At 62.7% G+C, this 15785-nt stretch carries 19 protein-coding genes; 3 read left to right on the top strand and 16 right to left on the bottom strand.

What is annotated here, in order from left to right; all coding sequences use genetic code 11:
* Positions 1 to 2: 2 nt before the first annotated feature.
* The 15 genes from ybgF to V5B44_RS16555 all read right to left on the bottom strand — a co-directional run bounded on the left by ybgF (position 3) and on the right by V5B44_RS16555 (position 12221).
* Entirely contained in the window at positions 3 to 782 is a 780-nt protein-coding gene (gene ybgF, locus V5B44_RS16485) for a tol-pal system protein YbgF (protein WP_332360095.1), read from the bottom strand.
* 16 nt (positions 783 to 798) lie between these two features.
* Positions 799 to 1326: a peptidoglycan-associated lipoprotein Pal gene (gene pal, locus V5B44_RS16490; protein ID WP_332360096.1), complete on the bottom strand. Its 528-nt coding sequence runs from the start codon at positions 1324 to 1326 to the stop codon at positions 799 to 801.
* A gap of 39 nt (positions 1327 to 1365) precedes the next feature.
* On the bottom strand, positions 1366 to 2658 hold the full coding sequence (gene tolB, locus V5B44_RS16495) for a Tol-Pal system beta propeller repeat protein TolB (protein WP_332360097.1): 1293 nt from the start codon (positions 2656 to 2658) through the stop codon (positions 1366 to 1368).
* A gap of 114 nt (positions 2659 to 2772) precedes the next feature.
* Positions 2773 to 3672, bottom strand: a complete 900-nt coding sequence (locus tag V5B44_RS16500) for a hypothetical protein (RefSeq protein WP_332360098.1) — start codon at positions 3670 to 3672, stop codon at positions 2773 to 2775.
* A 43-nt stretch (positions 3673 to 3715) separates the two neighbouring features.
* A complete protein-coding gene (gene tolA / locus V5B44_RS16505; RefSeq protein ID WP_332360099.1) occupies positions 3716 to 4720 on the bottom strand; it encodes a cell envelope integrity protein TolA in 1005 nt (334 codons plus the stop codon).
* An 11-nt stretch (positions 4721 to 4731) separates the two neighbouring features.
* On the bottom strand, positions 4732 to 5136 hold the full coding sequence (gene tolR, locus V5B44_RS16510) for a protein TolR (protein ID WP_332360100.1): 405 nt from the start codon (positions 5134 to 5136) through the stop codon (positions 4732 to 4734).
* 4 nt (positions 5137 to 5140) lie between these two features.
* Positions 5141 to 5818: a protein TolQ gene (gene tolQ / locus V5B44_RS16515; protein ID WP_287635194.1), complete on the bottom strand. Its 678-nt coding sequence runs from the start codon at positions 5816 to 5818 to the stop codon at positions 5141 to 5143.
* Complete coding sequence (ybgC, locus tag V5B44_RS16520) at positions 5815 to 6258, bottom strand: tol-pal system-associated acyl-CoA thioesterase (RefSeq protein WP_332360101.1); 444 nt, start codon at positions 6256 to 6258, stop codon at positions 5815 to 5817. The genes tolQ and ybgC overlap by 4 nt, the downstream gene beginning before the upstream one ends.
* 67 nt (positions 6259 to 6325) lie before the next feature.
* A complete protein-coding gene (gene ruvB / locus V5B44_RS16525; RefSeq protein WP_332360103.1) occupies positions 6326 to 7390 on the bottom strand; it encodes a Holliday junction branch migration DNA helicase RuvB in 1065 nt (354 codons plus the stop codon).
* Entirely contained in the window at positions 7387 to 8466 is a 1080-nt protein-coding gene (locus V5B44_RS16530) for an AI-2E family transporter (protein WP_332360104.1), read from the bottom strand. The genes ruvB and V5B44_RS16530 overlap by 4 nt, the downstream gene beginning before the upstream one ends.
* Before the next feature lie 7 nt (positions 8467 to 8473).
* The gene (gene ruvA / locus V5B44_RS16535; RefSeq protein ID WP_332360106.1) at positions 8474 to 9049 is read right to left on the bottom strand and encodes a Holliday junction branch migration protein RuvA; all 576 of its coding nucleotides are present in this window, start codon (positions 9047 to 9049) and stop codon (positions 8474 to 8476) included.
* 13 nt (positions 9050 to 9062) lie between these two features.
* Positions 9063 to 9629: a crossover junction endodeoxyribonuclease RuvC gene (gene ruvC / locus V5B44_RS16540; RefSeq protein ID WP_332360107.1), complete on the bottom strand. Its 567-nt coding sequence runs from the start codon at positions 9627 to 9629 to the stop codon at positions 9063 to 9065.
* The gene (locus V5B44_RS16545; RefSeq protein WP_332360108.1) at positions 9629 to 10489 is read right to left on the bottom strand and encodes a DMT family transporter; all 861 of its coding nucleotides are present in this window, start codon (positions 10487 to 10489) and stop codon (positions 9629 to 9631) included. Before V5B44_RS16545 ends, ruvC begins: the two co-directional genes overlap by 1 nt.
* 161 nt (positions 10490 to 10650) lie before the next feature.
* Complete coding sequence (locus V5B44_RS16550) at positions 10651 to 11331, bottom strand: ComEA family DNA-binding protein (protein WP_332360109.1); 681 nt, start codon at positions 11329 to 11331, stop codon at positions 10651 to 10653.
* Between the two features lie 110 nt (positions 11332 to 11441).
* Positions 11442 to 12221 (bottom strand): IclR family transcriptional regulator, encoded by a 780-nt coding sequence (locus V5B44_RS16555; RefSeq protein ID WP_332360110.1) that lies wholly within the window; start codon positions 12219 to 12221, stop codon positions 11442 to 11444.
* A 335-nt stretch (positions 12222 to 12556) separates the two neighbouring features.
* On the opposite strand from V5B44_RS16555, the gene V5B44_RS16560 reads away from it, so the two are divergent.
* The 3 genes from V5B44_RS16560 to V5B44_RS16570 all read left to right on the top strand — a co-directional run bounded on the left by V5B44_RS16560 (position 12557) and on the right by V5B44_RS16570 (position 13902).
* Positions 12557 to 12715 carry a hypothetical protein gene (locus V5B44_RS16560; protein ID WP_332360111.1) on the top strand — a complete coding sequence of 53 codons (159 nt, stop codon included), beginning with the start codon at positions 12557 to 12559 and terminating at the stop codon, positions 12713 to 12715.
* A gap of 684 nt (positions 12716 to 13399) precedes the next feature.
* Complete coding sequence (locus tag V5B44_RS16565; protein WP_332360112.1) at positions 13400 to 13651, top strand: type II toxin-antitoxin system Phd/YefM family antitoxin; 252 nt, start codon at positions 13400 to 13402, stop codon at positions 13649 to 13651.
* A complete protein-coding gene (locus V5B44_RS16570) occupies positions 13648 to 13902 on the top strand; it encodes a Txe/YoeB family addiction module toxin (RefSeq protein ID WP_291912991.1) in 255 nt (84 codons plus the stop codon). Before V5B44_RS16565 ends, V5B44_RS16570 begins: the two co-directional genes overlap by 4 nt.
* Before the next feature lie 37 nt (positions 13903 to 13939).
* On the opposite strand, the gene V5B44_RS16575 is transcribed toward V5B44_RS16570, so the two are convergent.
* Complete coding sequence (locus tag V5B44_RS16575; protein WP_332360113.1) at positions 13940 to 15775, bottom strand: hypothetical protein; 1836 nt, start codon at positions 15773 to 15775, stop codon at positions 13940 to 13942.
* Positions 15776 to 15785: the final 10 nt, after the last annotated feature.

The following is a 15785-nucleotide window of genomic DNA, read 5'->3' on the forward strand; positions in this document are numbered from 1 at the left end:
GGCTACTTTTTCAGGCGCTGCCTGGCGGTCGCGGCGGCGCTGCTGTCCGGGTACTTCGCAACCAGCGCTTCGAGCGTACTCTTTGCGCCCTTGGCGTCGGCAAGTTCCTGCTGACAAGTGGCCATGTTCAGCAGCGCATCCGGCGCTTTGGCATTGGCCGGCCACTTGTTGGCCACTACGCGATGCGCTTCGATCGCCTTCTTGCAGTCACGCAGTGAGTAATGGGCGTTACCCAGCCAATAGTACGCGCTCGGCGTCAAGCTGCTATCCGGATGTGCCTTGGCAAAGGCATCGAATGCCGCTGCCGCTTCCTTGAGCTTGTTGGCCCGGAAAAGATTGAGCGCCGCTTCGTACTGGCGCGCTTCAGCCGCCGGATCGCTCGCGGCCTTTCTTGCCGGCTCGACCGCCGGTGGCTTGCTCTCATCGGCTGGCTTTGGTTCAGCGCTTGCCGCAGGCTGTGGTTCGAGCTTGCGCAGGCGGCCGTCGAGGTCGACGTAGAAATCCTGCTGTCGCTTCTTGGCTGCCTCGAGCTCATAGCTCAGTGTTTCGACCTGACCACGCAGACGCGAGTTCTCGTCGCGCAGCGCCTGAATCTGATTGGCGAGTTCGATCTGTCCCTTGGCAACAATGTCGAGGCGTTCGTTGGCCTTGATGGACAAGTCCTTGATCTGACGCCGGGCTTCCTCATCATCAAAGAGCCCGGCTTGCGCGTCTCGTACGCCGAGCAATGCGAACAGCAAAACAATCGGCAAAAGACGCGCCGAGCCCGGCAACCGGAGCATCGACAGCTCCCGCATCCTAGAACTCACCGCTGTAGAGCATGTCACCGCGACGATTCTCGGCCCAGGCACTTTCGTTGTGACCCTCATTCTTCGGCTTCTCTTCGCCCAGACTGACCGACTCGAGCTGACCCTCAGCAACACCAAGCAAACTCAACATCTTTCTGATCGCGTCGGCACGCTTCTGACCGAGCGCCAGGTTGTACTCGCGACTGCCGCGCTCGTCGGTGTTGCCCTGGATCAGCATCTTGAACTGGCGGTTTTCGGCCAGAAACTTGGCATGAGCCGTCACCAGGTCCTTGTACTCGGACTTCACTTCGTAGCTGTCATAGTCGAAATACACGCTGCGCTTGGACAGGATGCTCTTCGGGTCGGTGAGCACGGCCGGAAGCCTACCGCTTTCTACTCCGCCAGTCGTCACAGTCGCCACCGCCGGCCCACCGCCGCGTGTCTCGACGGGAGCGCCGGTCTGGTCGGTGCTGTCTGGAGTAGAACTGCAGGCGGCCACCAGAAGTGCCAGAGCAGCCGGGATGATAAGTTGTTTCATGAATTTCTCCTGCGGAAGATTCGGAATCAAAATGCCTTGTTATCGGTTGAAGGGACCCCATGCCGGTTCGCGAACATCACCCGCCGCAATGGAAAGACGCTGCTTGATACGACCATCAATCGAAACGGCGGAGAGCACGCCGCGGCCACCCATCTCGGTGGCGATCAGGATCATCCGGCCGTTCGGTGAAAAAGTCGGTGATTCATCCTTGTGCGAATCGGTCAGCACCTGCACCTGGCGGCTGGCAAGGTCCATCACGGAAAGCCGGAAGCTGCCATCCCGGCGGCTGATGAAGGCCATCGACTTGCCGTCGGGTGAAAGGCGCGGAGTGACATTGTAGCTGCCCTCGAAGCTCACCCTCTGGGCATCGCCACCACCAACCCCGATGCGATAGATCTGCGGACTGCCACCACGATCTGACGTGAAGTAGACGAACTGCCCGTCGGGCGAAAAGTTGGGCTCGGTATTGATGGCGTTGGCAGTTGTCAGTCGCTGCGCGCCGGAGCCGTCGGTGTTGACGGTGAAGATCTGCGAACCGCCGTCCTTGCTCAGGACCACGGCCAGCTTGCGGCCATCAGGCGACCACGCGGGTGCCGAGTTGGAGCCCTTGAAGTTGGCTACGACAACCCGCTTCCCGGAGGACAACGAGTGCACATAGACCACCGGCTTCTTGTTTTCGAAGGAAACGTAGGCCAGACGGCCACCATCAGGCGACCAGGAAGGCGAGATGATGGGTTCCTTGGAGATCAGCGCCACCTGGGCATTCTGGCCATCAGCGTCGGAGATGTGCAACTCGTAACGCGAGGCGCTTGCCCTGACCACATAGGCGACGCGGGTCGAGAAGATGCCGGGCTCACCGGTCAGCTTTTCGTAAATCATGTCGGCAATACGATGGCCGGCAGCGCGCAACATTGCATTAGAGGTCACAAAAGCCGAGCCGCCAAGCGAGGCTTGCTTGTTGACGTCGTAAAGACGGAAGCGTGCCTCCTGGCGACCATCGCCACTGGCGCCGATACTGCCGCCCGCCAGCGCGTCAGCACCCCGGTTCTTCCAGTCTGTGAAAACCGGGCTTGAAGCGTCGGTCACCACCTGACCGCCGGGGTCAATCATCTTGAACAGACCACTACGTTCCAGGTCAGCGCGTATCACCGAGGTCACCGTGCGTGCCGAGCCAGGATCACCACCGAAATCGGCGATTGCCACCGGAATGCGATTGGCGCCGGCGCCGGTGATTTCGATGGTCAGCTGAGCATATGCCGGCGTCTGCAGCAAGGCGATCACGCTGACGGCAAGCAGGACGAGACGATGCAGTTTGAGTCCGATTCCAAGCATGGCGTAGTCCAATACAGAATTCGCGATTATATCGCCTCCAAATGCTCCTGATTTGTAACCAAACGTTATCTTGCGAACGGTGACCGATCAGCGGCAATCGCGGCGAAGGTGTGCCTATCGATGCTGAACCTCTCGCGACCGCATATAAATGGCGAAGAAGCTGGCATCAGTGGCCTTCAGTCGCGCCCGATATTCGATCAGGGTCCGACTGTGGCCCTGCTTTTCGAGGTCAAGAATACGGGTCAGGAGAGAAAATGCCTGCCGCGCCGGCCTGCTCTCGATCGCCTGTGGCAGTCCCGCTGCAGGCTCGCTGCCCATTTCAGCGCTCGCTTCCGGGTGCCGCAGCAGGTACCAGGCTGGCAGCCACGCGCTGCCGTGATCCTCAACGTCTGCCTTGAAGGCAAGCGAATCCTTGTCAAGTTGCGAGTCGCCGAGTTCCCGCAGCAGATCGGGAAAGGCGTCGGGTGCGTACCAGGCAAACGCAAAAATCTGTCCTCGTGCAGCCTTCAGACCAGCCCGACGATAGCGGGCGATCGCCCGCCAGCGCAACACGGCGCGATCAGTGTCAGCTCCGGCAATGCCGATTGCGGCGGCCTCCGCGGCGTCGTAGGCTTGCGCGCGCAAAAACAGGTCGGCAGCATGCAGGTGGGGTCGCTCGCGGTCGAACGGATGTGTTGCCGCGCGGGCCAGTTGCAGCCAGATGAATTCAAGAAATCCTTTGGCCGCGCTGCCGAGAATACCCGCCGCAGGAACCATCCGGGTATGGAGAACTTCAACGGTCAGTTCCAGCGCATCGGCATCGAGCCCCGCCGTATGGATCTCCCGAGTCAGTTCAAGGAAGGCGTGGAGGCTATCGAAGACCGGCAAATCAGGCCGCTCGGGCGCTTCAGCCCGCAGTCGAGCAATGCTCTGCGCCGTTCGCTCGCTGTCGTGTGCACACAAGGCCGCGACCACCTCGTTGGCCAGGGTGACCTCGTGCGAATCGAGAAAGATGTCGAATTGATGAGCGTTCAAGTCAATGAGCGGCAGTCGTCGGTATGGGTGCCGGCTCGTTCGCCTAGTCGTCGCGCGGCTTGTACGGAATCTTGAGAACGCGCTCAAAGAGATCCGGGGTTGCTGGCTTGGGCAAGGGCGACGACTTGCGAATTGCACGCTCGACGGCAGCATCGAGCGCCGGGTTGCCGCTCGAACGGCGCAGCTTGACGTCGAGGACCTCCCCCGTGGGAAGCTGCGTGACCTCGAACTCGGCTTGCGGATTACCTTGGATGCCGGGCGGCAGCGAAATGTTGCCACGGATCTTGCCGCGCACTTTGTCAACGTATTCGGCGAGCCCGCGCTTCCGTTCCGCCCCCGCCTGCTCGGCCGCCAACTGCCTGAGCTGGCGAGCCTCGGCATCAGCACGGGCAAGTTGCTCCTGAGCTGCCTTCTGCTGCTGCAATTGCTTCTGATCCCGCTTCAGCTCATCGTCAAAACTCGGGCGCCGCTCAGGCTCCGGCTTCGGTTCTTTCGTCTTTGGCTCTTTCGCCTTTGGCTCTTCCTTCCTGGGCGGATCCTTCGGTATTGGCTCTTCCTTCCTGGGTTGCTCTTTCGCCTTCGGGTCTTCCTTTCGAGGTGCCTCTTTCGTCTTGGGCTCCTCCTTCTTCGCTGGCTCCTTGAGCTTCTTGTCTTCTTTCAGGGGGATGTCCGGCTTGATTGGCGGCTTGGGCTCGGGTTTCGGGTCTGGCTTCGCGACTGCTTTCGCCACGGGCTTGGGTTCAGGCTTGGGTTCAGGCTTGGGTTCAGGCTTGGGTTCAGGCTTGGGTTCAGGCTTGGGCTCCGGTTTCGGCGCAGGCCTTGTTTCGGGCTTCGGCTCCGGCGCTGGCTCCGGCTGACTGACGACCTTGGGCGCCGGTGCCGCGCGCCAGACCTCGACCTCAACTGCCGACGGCGGTTTGCTCTTCCATTGCACGCCCAGGAACAGTGCGCCGATCAGGAGCAAGTGGACGGCCGCCGAAAGCACCAGCGATGGCCATTTTGCCGGGTCGTCGTTCGGCGGCCGCGGGAGGGTTTCGACAGCTTCCACAGATCAGGAACTCACTTGCCTGTCGGCTGTACGAGAAGGCCGATCCGTTTGACCTGCTTTTGCTGAAGGTCGTCCATGACTTCGAGCACCGCCTGATACTTGACGTTCTTGTCACCGGCAATGACCACCGCCTGCTCGGGATTCTTCCGCTGCGCAGCAACAATCTCCTCGGAGAGTTCACTCCGGCTCAGCGGGCGCTCGGGCTTGCCGGGAGCCAGCAGCGCCAGCGTCCGGTCAGCGCGGACGATTACCTGCAGCGCTTCGACCGGCGGCTGCGCAGCCTTGCCGACCGACGGCACGTCGATGCTGGCAGTGGTCATCATCGGCGCCGTCACCATGAAGATGACCAGCAGCACGAGCATGACGTCGATATAGGGAACGACGTTGATTTCGTTTTTCAGACGGCGCGGACGCATGGCCTTACCTCATCTGCCGTTGCAGGATGTTCGAGAACTCTTCCATGAAGGACTCGAAGCGCGAGGAGAGACGGTCGATCTCGTGCGCGAAGCGGTTGTAGGCGACCACCGCCGGAATGGCCGCAAACAGGCCGATGGCCGTCGCCACCAACGCTTCGGCAATACCCGGGGCAACCGCAGCGAGTGTCGCCTGGCCGACATTGGCAAGGCCGCGGAAGGAATGCATGATCCCCCAGACCGTTCCGAACAGGCCGACATAAGGACTCACCGAACCAACCGAAGCGAGAAAGGCGAGGTGCGAGTCGATGCTGTCCATCTCGCGCTGATAGGTCGCACGCATGGCGCGACGCGAGCCGTCGATCACGTCTTTCGGGTCGAGGTTTTTCTGGCTGCGCAATTTGGTGAATTCCCGAAAGCCGGCTTCGAAGATACGTTCCATGCTGCCAGTACTGTGGCGGTCATTGATCGCGCTCTGGTAGAGGCTGTTGAGGTCGCCACCGCTCCAGAAGTCCCGCTCGAACTGTTCGGTTTGTGCGCGCGCCGCCTTGACCGTGAACCACTTGCGAAAAATGTAATACCAGGACATGAACGAGACGCCGGCCAGCAGCAGCATCACTGCCTGAACCACGGCGCTGGCGTTGAGGATCAGGTGCAGGATCGAGAGGTCTTGCGAGACATTCATTGCAGTGTTTCCAGTTTGGTACGCAGAATTGCGGGGATCGAAGTCGTTTTCATCAGCGCGGAGTTTACACAAACGATGTGGATGGCGCCTCGGACCAGTTCCTGCCAGCCGCCCGCCACCGTTTCATCGGCGCGCCGGATGTGCTGCCGGAAGAAGATCTGCGCGCGACTGATCCTCTCCACTTCAAGGCCGACGACCAGTTGATCGTCAAGCCGCGCCGGCTTCAGGTACTCGACACTGACGCTGCGAACGACGAAGGCGATGCCCGGATCGCGCAGCAGGTCCGCCTGCTGATGGCCGATCTCACGCAGCCATTCGGTACGGCAACGCTCGAAGAACTTCAGATAATTCGCATAGTAGACGACGCCACCGGCATCAGTGTCTTCGTAGTAAATGCGAACGGGGATGGTGAACGCGTTGGATTTCTGCTGGTGTCTCATGGCCGGCGCCGATTTTAAGGCAGCATCCTTGTCGCGAATGTAAGTATTTGTGACCAGAGGGAACTTGTCAGGGCGCCCGCCAGAGCTCACCCTGGGGTTCGCCGAGCAGGGCGTCGAGACCGAGGTGACGGTACACCGCCGCCGTCGCCACCCGGCCGCGCGGCGTCCGCTGTAGAAAGCCCTGCTGGATCAGATACGGTTCGAGCACGTCCTCGATGGTATCGCGCGCCTCGCCAATGGCAGCGGCGAGGTTATCGACGCCGACCGGGCCGCCGCCGAACTTGTCGATGACCGCGGACAGCAGCTTGCGGTCCATGACGTCGAGCCCACCGTGATCGACGTCGAGCATCAGCAGGGCCAGATCGGCGACTTCCTGCGTGATGTGCCCGCTGGCCCGGACCTCGGCGAAATCGCGCACACGACGCAGCAGGCGGTTGGCGATGCGTGGTGTGCCACGCGAACGCCGGGCGATCTCCAGCGCCCCGCCCGCGTCGGCAGGCACCTTGAGCAACTGCGACGAGCGCGTGACGATCAGCGTCAGTTCCTCGGGCGTGTAGAACTCGAGTCGGGAAACGATCCCGAAACGATCACGCAGCGGGTTGGTCAGCATGCCGGCACGGGTGGTCGCGCCGACCAGCGTGAACGGCGGCAGATCGAGCTTGACCGAGCGCGCCGCGGGACCTTCGCCGATCATGATGTCGATCTGAAAGTCTTCCAGTGCCGGATAGAGGATCTCTTCGACGACGGGTGACAGGCGATGGATTTCATCGATGAACAGCACGTCGCGCGGTTCGAGATTGGTCAGAATTGCGGCCAGGTCACCGGCGCGCTCGAGCACCGGGCCTGAAGTCGAGCGCAGGTTGACGCCCATCTCGGCGGCGATGATATGCGCCAACGTGGTCTTGCCAAGGCCTGGCGGACCGAACAGGAGAACATGATCGAGCGTGTCGCTGCGCCTCCTGGCCGCCTCGATGAAAATCGTCAACTGCTCGCGGATCTTCGCCTGGCCAACGTAATCTGCCAGGCGTCGGGGCCGCAGGGCGCGCTCGATCGCGTCTTCCTGGGTGGATTTCGATTCGGCCGAGATCAGCCGGTCGACCGGAACACTGCCGAGGTCGTCGGTCTCGATCATCGCGGCCGGTGCTCCTCCGCGGCGGGCACTTGCGCATCGGCGTGCGCCAGCCATTCGCCGATCAAGACCTGCCCTAGCGCCAGCAGGGTCGGCCCCAAGAAGAGGCCGATGAAACCGAAGACCAGCACGCCGCCAAAGACGCCGACGACAATCAACAGCAGCGGCAGGCTGGATGTTCGTGAAATCAGAATCGGCTTGATGAAGTTGTCCACGCTGCTGATCCCGAACATTCCCCAGAGCACCATGAACACGGCCCAGCCGGTCTGTCCCTCGCTGTACAGCCAGACGGCAGCCCCCAGCCAGATCAGGGTTGCACCGACCACCGGCACCATGGACAGGAAGAAAGTCGCCACCGTCAGAATGACGACGCCCGGTACGCCAGCGATGAGGAAACCGATCATCGCCACGACCGACTGCGCCGCGGCAGTACCAACAATGCCGACCATGACCCCGGTGACGGTGCCTTCGACCAGCGCCAGCATGCGCTCGCCCAGGTCACCGGCCAGCGTCCGGCTGCCGATGTGCAGGGCGTCAGCATAGAGATGTGCGTCGCGAAAAATGAAGAAGACGAAAAAAATGACCAGCACGAGTTGCAGCAGGCCCTGCGCCAGCAGCGCGGCGGTGGCCAGCGCGAGCTTGCGGGTTGGGTCAACGAACTGATGAAGCAGGTTGTTCATCTCCTCCCGGCTCGCGACCAGTTCGTGCCAATAGGTGCTGGCATCGCGACCGACGATCGGCAATCTCGCCAGCCAGGCCGGCGGCTCAGCGGGAAGGCCATTTTCCATCAGGGGTTTCAGATAACGGATCGCGAGTTCTACGCCGTCGGCAATCGAACCCGAGAGCAGAGCAACTGGTGCGACAAGCAGCAACAGCAGCAGGATCGACACCAGCAACGCCGCCAGATTGCTGCGCCCGCGGCAGATCCGGAGAAGGCGATTGCGGATCGGCAGCGTCGTGACACAGATAACTATGGCGAAAAGCAGGGTACCGGTAAACGGCAACAGCACGGCAATACAGCCGACCAGCAGGAGCGCGACGAGCGCGATCTGGATGAGTTGTTTGTGACCCGGATTCATTGTCGATTCAGACCCTTGACAACAGCTTGAGCGCCTGACGAATGCCGTCGGAGGTGGTGCTGTCGGCCGGCAACTGCTTCATCGCCGCGCCCGCTTCGCGGTCATTGTAACCCAGCGCCAGCAGCGCATTGAGGATGTCACTGTGCGCCCCGGCAGGCGACACGACACTGCTCGGCAGGGCGTCGGCGAGTTTCCCCTTGAGCTCCAGCAGCAGGCGTTCGGCGGTCTTGGTGCCAATCCCCGGCACCTTGGTCAGCCGACCCACCTCCTGCCGCGCCACCACCTGCGCCAGATCGCCCACCGACAGTCCGGAAAGAACCGACAGAGCCAGGCGCGCACCAACGCCAGAGATCTTCAGCAACTGGCGAAAGGCAAAGCGCTCGGCTTCGCTGGCGAACCCGTATAGAAAGTGTCCGTCCTCGCGCACGACAAAGTGGGTCAGCAAACTGAGCTTCTCGCCGTTTGCTGGCAGGTTATAGAAAGTGCTCATCGGCACGTCGAGCTCATAACCGACGCCCTGCACGTCAACCACTACCTGCGGTGGGTTCTTTTCCAGCAGGATTCCAGTCAGCCGGCTGATCATTGGTTGTTCTCCCTCACTTTGCCGCAGCCTTGCCGACAATCAGTCGGCCATTGCGCACGTGCAGGCCGCCACTCGCCAGGCTACCGAACCCCTGCCCGCCGTGCGCGTGCGCGATCGCACAGGCCAACGCATCGGCGGCGTCGGGCCTGGGATCTGCCGACAAGGATAACAGGCGACGGACCATGTGCTGCACCTGCACCTTGTCGGCGTGGCCGTTGCCCACCACCGCCTGCTTGACCTGCAGAGCGGTGTACTCGGAGACCCCAAGCCCGCTCGCCACCAGCGCCGTGATCGCCGCGCCACGCGCCTGGCCAAGCAACAGTGTCGACTGTGGATTGACGTTGACAAAGATGATCTCGACCGCCGCCTGATCCGGCTGGTGCCTGGCCACCAGTTCGCGCAGGCCGGCGTAGATCGTTCCCAGACGGCTAGGAAGCGAATCCCTGACGTCGGTCCGGATGCAGCCGCTGGCGACGTAGGTCAGCCGGTTGCCCGCCTTTTCGATCAGACCGAAGCCGGTAATGCGCAGGCCGGGGTCGATACCGAGAATGCGCAGCAGCGGCTTGGCGGCATCGTCCATCACGTCCGCGCCCGCGCCAGATAGACGCCACCCACCGCCAGCACCATGCCGGCCAACGCCAGCCCACCAAGTGTTTCGCCAAAAACCAGCCAGGCGATCACGGCCGTGCTCGGCGGCGTCAGGTAGAACAGGCTGGCAACATTGACCGCACTGCCGCTGCGGATCAGCACGTTGAGCAGACTGATGGCACCGAAGGAGAGCACCAGCACCAGCCAGAGCAGCGCAAAGACGAACTCCGGCGTCCAGTCGATGGTCATGCTCTCGGTGTTCCAGGCAACCACAGCGGTGACGACCGCCGTCGGCAGGAACTGGATCACCGAACCACTTCGCAGGTCGAAGTGCGGGCAAAATCGCTTCTGGTACAGCGTGCCCAGGGTGATGCCAAGCAGCGCCGCGAATGCAGGCAGCAGCATCGCCGCCAGAGGCAGGTCGCCGAGCTTGTTGGCGACCACCAGCGAGACGCCGGCAAAACCGAGCACCAGCCCTAGCCATTGCCGTGGCGACACCTTCTCGCCGAGCAGGAAGCCGGCGCCACACGCCGTCAACAGCGGCTGCATGCCGACGATCAGAGCCGTCACCCCAGCCGGCAGACCCTGTTTGATGGCCATGAACACCCCGCCCAGATACAGCGCGTGCACCAGCAGGCCGGAAACACCGATATGGAAAGCCTGACGCCGATCGCTCGGCCATGGCGCACGCGTCGCCAGGGCGAAGCTCGTCATCAGGGTGAGCACCAGAACGTAGCGGGCGAGCAGGAAGGTCAGAGGTTCGGCGTACGGCAGCCCGAACTTGGCGCCGATGAAACCGGTGCTCCAGAGGAAAACAAACAGGAAGGGCAACAGCGATGGCAGGGGGTGCATGGGATCGGCTTCTTGACGCAGGGCAGGAGTGTATCAAGCATCGTGCCAATGATGGCGGCAAACCGCCGCGACCTGCACTCGAACCTGATCCGCCCCGGGTGAACGACCAACCCCGCCGGAGCGGGGTTGGTGGCTGCCACGTGCCGGACCAGCAAGCGAAACTACTTCTTGGCGGCGCTGGCCTCAGCCTTGCTTGCCGCCGCCTGCTTTTCGGCGTCCTTCTTTGCCTGCTTGGCCGCCTTCTTCTCGTCGGCCGTACTCTTCGCCGGTGCTGACTTGGCGGGCTCAGCCTTGCCGGCTGGCGTGGCCGCCGCCGCGGGGGCGCCCGGAGGTGTCGCCGCAGCCGGCTTGGCGGGTACTGGTGCCGGCGTGCTGGCGGCGGCTGGCGCTGCGGCTTTGGCAGCACCTGCCGCCGCAGGCACCGCAGGCGTCGCCGGAGTGGCGGCCGCAGCAACCGGCTTCGCCGCGGCCGGCGCTGGTGCTGCCGCCGGAGTGGCTGGCACGGTCGGCTTCGCCGCTTCGCTGGCTGGCGGCGTTGCCGCCCTGGTAGCCGGCGCCCCGGTCTGAGCGGCCGCCTTCGGCGTCGTCGCGCCGGTCAGCGTCACGTCGCCCTTCATCTTGCCGAGCACGGCCGGACCAATCCCGGGAACCTTGGTCAAGTCGTCCACCGACTTGAAGGAACCGTTCTTCGTCCGGTAGTCGACGATCGCCTTGGCCTTTGCCGGGCCAATACCGGTAAGCATCTGCAGTTCCTCCTCGTTGGCCGTATTCACATTGACTGCAGCAAAGGCATTGACAGCGACCATCAGCAGAGCGAGCAACAGGGTAATCAGCTTGTGCATGGAGTTCCTCCTGGTGAGATTGGGATTCGCAATCACCAGGCATCTCCGCTTGGCGTCTTGCAGTAGTCATTAACGGCGCTTGCCGCCCTTGCGTTGACCAAAGGCTGCAATCACCTGCGCACAGGCCTGCGATAGCCCAGGGCCAGCGAGATCTCGCTGGCCGTCGCCTTGATCGGCGTCACCCAGTCGGGATTGTGGCGATCGGCGGGCGCGGAAACCGACAGCCCGGCGACCAGTTGCCCTTCGTCGTTGCGAATCGGTGCGGCGAGACAGCGCAAACCGATCTCGGCTTCCTCGTTATCGCAGGCAAATTCATGCCGGCGAATCCTGTCGAGCTCCTTTTCCAGCGCGTCCAGCCGGGTCAGCGAATGCGGGGTCTTGCCCGGCAGACCGGTACGCCTGGCATAGGCACGGACATCGGCCAGCCCGTCATCCGCCAGAAACAGCTTGCCTACCGAGGTCAGATGCAGCGGCGCCCGCCCACCAACCAGGTAAACGACGCGCACCAGCGAACGACCGCTTGAGGTCCGCTCGACGTAGATGATCTCGTCTTCGTGGCGAATACCGAGGTTCACCGCTTCGCCCACCAGTTCGTGCAACTGCTGCATATGAGGCAAGGCGACCTGACGGATGTTGATCCGCGACTTGACGATATTGCCGAGTTCGAGCAGCCGAATACCCAGCATGTAGCTCCCGGCATCCTGCCGCTCGACGATCGCGGCACTCGTCATTGCTGCCAGGATGCGATGCGCGGTGGATGGATGCAAACCGGTGCTCTGCGCCAGCAGCTTGAGACTCGCCGGCTCCGGCATGTCCGCCAGCACCTCGAGTAGCGACATCATCCGCTCGATGACCTGAATGGAACCCTTGTCTGCCTGTTGTTCGGTCATAGCCTTCCTGTCCAGCTGCCGATCCCGCGCCGCAGGGACTCCTCCCCGGCGTTCGGCCACTTGCCCGCTGCAGCTTGTGCGGCGCAATATCTTACCATCATGAGCGGTCCCGGGTTCGCACGTGCCGTGCTTGCGCCGGATCGCCAGAGACCCTGAGCTCTGCGGGCAGGCGACCTCCCTTTGAGCATGCCACCGGTCTGACTCGTGCGCCAGCAGGTTCGCCGGCAGCGGAAGCGGCAACAAACTTTCCGCCCCGTCCACCTGGAATCGAACGGATGACTTCGGGCAATCAGCCCTGATCAGCCATCAACCCAGGTACTGGCCATCAGCAAGCCGTGGCGACTTTTCCCAAGGCCAGCGTTGACCTGGAGGGTCAGCCGACGCATCAGGCTCGTGTAGTCGAGTTCAAGGGCAACTGCGACTTTGGCGACGGCATCGGCCGACTGCAGGTCGGCGACAGGAAGGGACGGCGTCGAGAAGCTTCAGGCACCTGACCCTGAAATTGTCGGCGCCAACCGTGGTTTCCATCAGGTGTCTCCATTGGACTGTGGTCCTGCAGCGCATCAGCGGCCACCTGCAGTCATCGGTGAGCTACGGCGGCCAGATTACGCTGGCGGCGGTGCGCGAGAAAGTACTGCTTGATCCGACCGCGTTCCTGATGCCGCTGAGCGCGGCCGCGCGCATCGAATCCTACGAGCGCTGAGGCCCGCGCGTCCTCCGATTTGAACGCCAGCGGCAGGCGCCGTCGAGGCGAGCGCCATGCAAGCTCTCATGGCCGGTTGCTTGCGGGCCAGGACCCGTCGTTACGCTCGCATTGAGCAAACGAAGGTATTGGCCGATGAGGAGTCTGACCGCTTGCGTCGATGACGATCTGCTTCGGTAGGACTTGGCCGCCGTTCGACGCGGTCACTTCTTGACCATTGCCATGACCGCTCCAGGCCCTACACGGCCGCTGAGCTTTCGTTGTTTGCCGTCGGCAACCGACCCGTTGCAGTCGCTCAGTCTCTTGAAAGGCAGCCGTTCAGCCGAACGGGCATCAGGAAGGGCTCATCCAACAAACGGGAGAGATCGGGGCTTCGCACGATCAATCCCTGTTCGTTAGGCGGCGCGGCGTCACACTTGCAGAGCAATTGGGTGTTATTGTACAATAGCGCGTACATGTACAAAGGAACAATCTGATGGACGCTATCACTTACAGCGCTGCTCGCGCGAACTTGGCTAAGACAATGGATCGTGTTTGTGATGATCATGAGCCGCTAATTATTACTCGCAATGGCGACCAATCGGTTGTGATGCTGTCCCTTGAGGACTACAACGCACTTGAAGAGACGGCATTCCTTCTGCGAAGTCCTGCAAACGCAAAGCGTCTTCTCTCATCCGTTGCGCAGCTTACCTCGGGACAAGGCATTGAGCGGGAGTTGCCCCTGTGAAGTGGATCTTTTCAGACGAGGCATGGGACGACTATTTGTACTGGCAGAAGAATGATCGCAAGATGGTTGAGCGGATCAATAAGTTGATCCAGGAAGTTAAACGCGAACCGTTTTCTGGACTTGGCAAGCCTGAGCCACTGAAACATGCGTTGTCTGGGTTCTGGTCAAGAAGGATTACTGACGAACACCGCATGGTGTATCGAGTTGAGGGTGATGCATTGCTTCTTGCTCAGTTGCGCTACCACTATTGAACTTCGCCGCCTAACGTTGGACGTAACGGGCACCGGTTCATTCCATTCCCACGCTGGCCTCGATCAGGAAGAAGCGGTCGCTGCGGCGCTGGGCCTCGTTGCGGTGGGTCTTGTGCTCGTTGTCGATCAGGTCGAAGTCGATCTTGGCCGCCTGCACGGCGCGACAGGTCATGTAGGCCTTGGCTTCGGGCGCCGTCAGGTCGTCGAGGTGTTCGTTCATCAACGCGACCAGCGCCGCCTTGCGCCGGAAAAGATCGGTGCTCGACTTGAAGTCGTCCGGCTGCTCGGCCATCAGTCCCTTGGCACAGGCCGCGAAATCCTGGCTGCCACACCAGCGCGGCAGTTTCAGCCGCCGCAGAGGACGGGCGTCGCCGCCGAGGTCCTGGTCGACTTCCAGCAGAACACGCAGGAGCTCGTCCTGATAGGTGAGCGCGTGCCGATACAGTGGAGCTTCGCAGGTGGCGCAGATCGGTTCCAGCCACGACACCAGCCATTCGAGCAGGCTGCCGCGCGAATCGCGCTGCAGCTTGACCACCGCCAGGTCTTCGGCTTCCATGCGCGAGACCGGCACGACTGATCTGGCGCAGGTCTGGGCATCCCAGGCGGCGAGCAAATCGGCGTCGCTCAGCGTCGGCTGGGCGCCCCTCGGCAGCAACTCGCCGCGCACCTGGAGACGCCGCGCAGACTCGTCATAGGCAAAGCTGATGCGGCGATAGGCCAGCGGCCAGTCGGACAGCGAGCTGACGTTGAGCTCCAGGATCGGCCGGCTGGCGAGCGCCCGATGGGCTGCCCAGAAGCCGGTGTGCGTGTGCGCCGAGAGATACACCAGCGGGTGCTCGACCCGCTGCATGAGCTGGCGCAGGCTCGCGCGCGAGCTCAGGCTGAGCGAGCGCCAGTTGTGATGGCCGGCGAAGACCACGACATCGCCACGGGCAACGGCCTCATCCACCCATTTGCTGACCGCCTCGACCTGGTCGGAATGGACGTGGCCACGGTCGCCGGGGCTGCGTCCCAGCAGCGCGTCCCAGGCGTCTACCAACGGCCCGGCCTGGTTGGTATCGAGGCCGATGATGATCGTATCGCGCGTGGCGCCGGGAGCACGCGGCAGTTTGAGGCGCTGCGCGAGGAAGGATTCGGCGTGCGATGGACCGTCGAACAGCTCGGCCTCGACACCGGAAAGGAAGCTCTCGGGATTCGGGTCGCGCCAGCTTATGGTGTGGCTGCCGATGGGCGGCGGGGGCTCGAGGCCGGGCTTGGGCGGAGCGACATCGTGGTGCTCGGCAATGTAGCGCGCGATGAAATCACGCTTGGTGAAGGCTTCACTGTCGGACCTGAAGCTGCCGTCGTCGACCTCCGCGCCGCGCCGGCATGCCCGGTTCCAGCGCACGGCATTGCTCCTCGAGGACTCCGCCAGGTAGGCCCCCAGCGTGCTGTAGGCGTAGATGCCGAACATCAGGCCGTCGTGGTTGCCCGGCAGGATGGCACCCGGACGCCGCGCTTCAACGAAGATGCGGCTCATCCGCTCGGCCTCGCTGCGGCACGACAGGTCGAGGACGTCGCCAAGATGCAGAAAGGGCTCGTCGGGATGGCTGTGCAGCGCCCACTCCATCAGCCGGCGGCCGAACAGCGCCTGCTCGGGCGGGCGCTGCGCGACCTCGACGTAGGCGTCGACGGCGCTGTCGTTATCGTGCATCGGGAAACCGGTCGATTGATGCTCCTGCGTATCACCGAGAGCGGTGATGGGCGTCGTCAGGGGTGTGTAGCGGCCGCCGGGATCGGCATCCGGGGGCGGCAGCGGGGGAACACCGGCGCAACCGGCAAGCAGCGCGGCCAAGAGCAGCGTGGCCAGCGAGGAAGTTGGACGGCGGATCATGGCGGGAGCA

This window comes from Candidatus Accumulibacter necessarius (genome assembly GCF_036625085.1).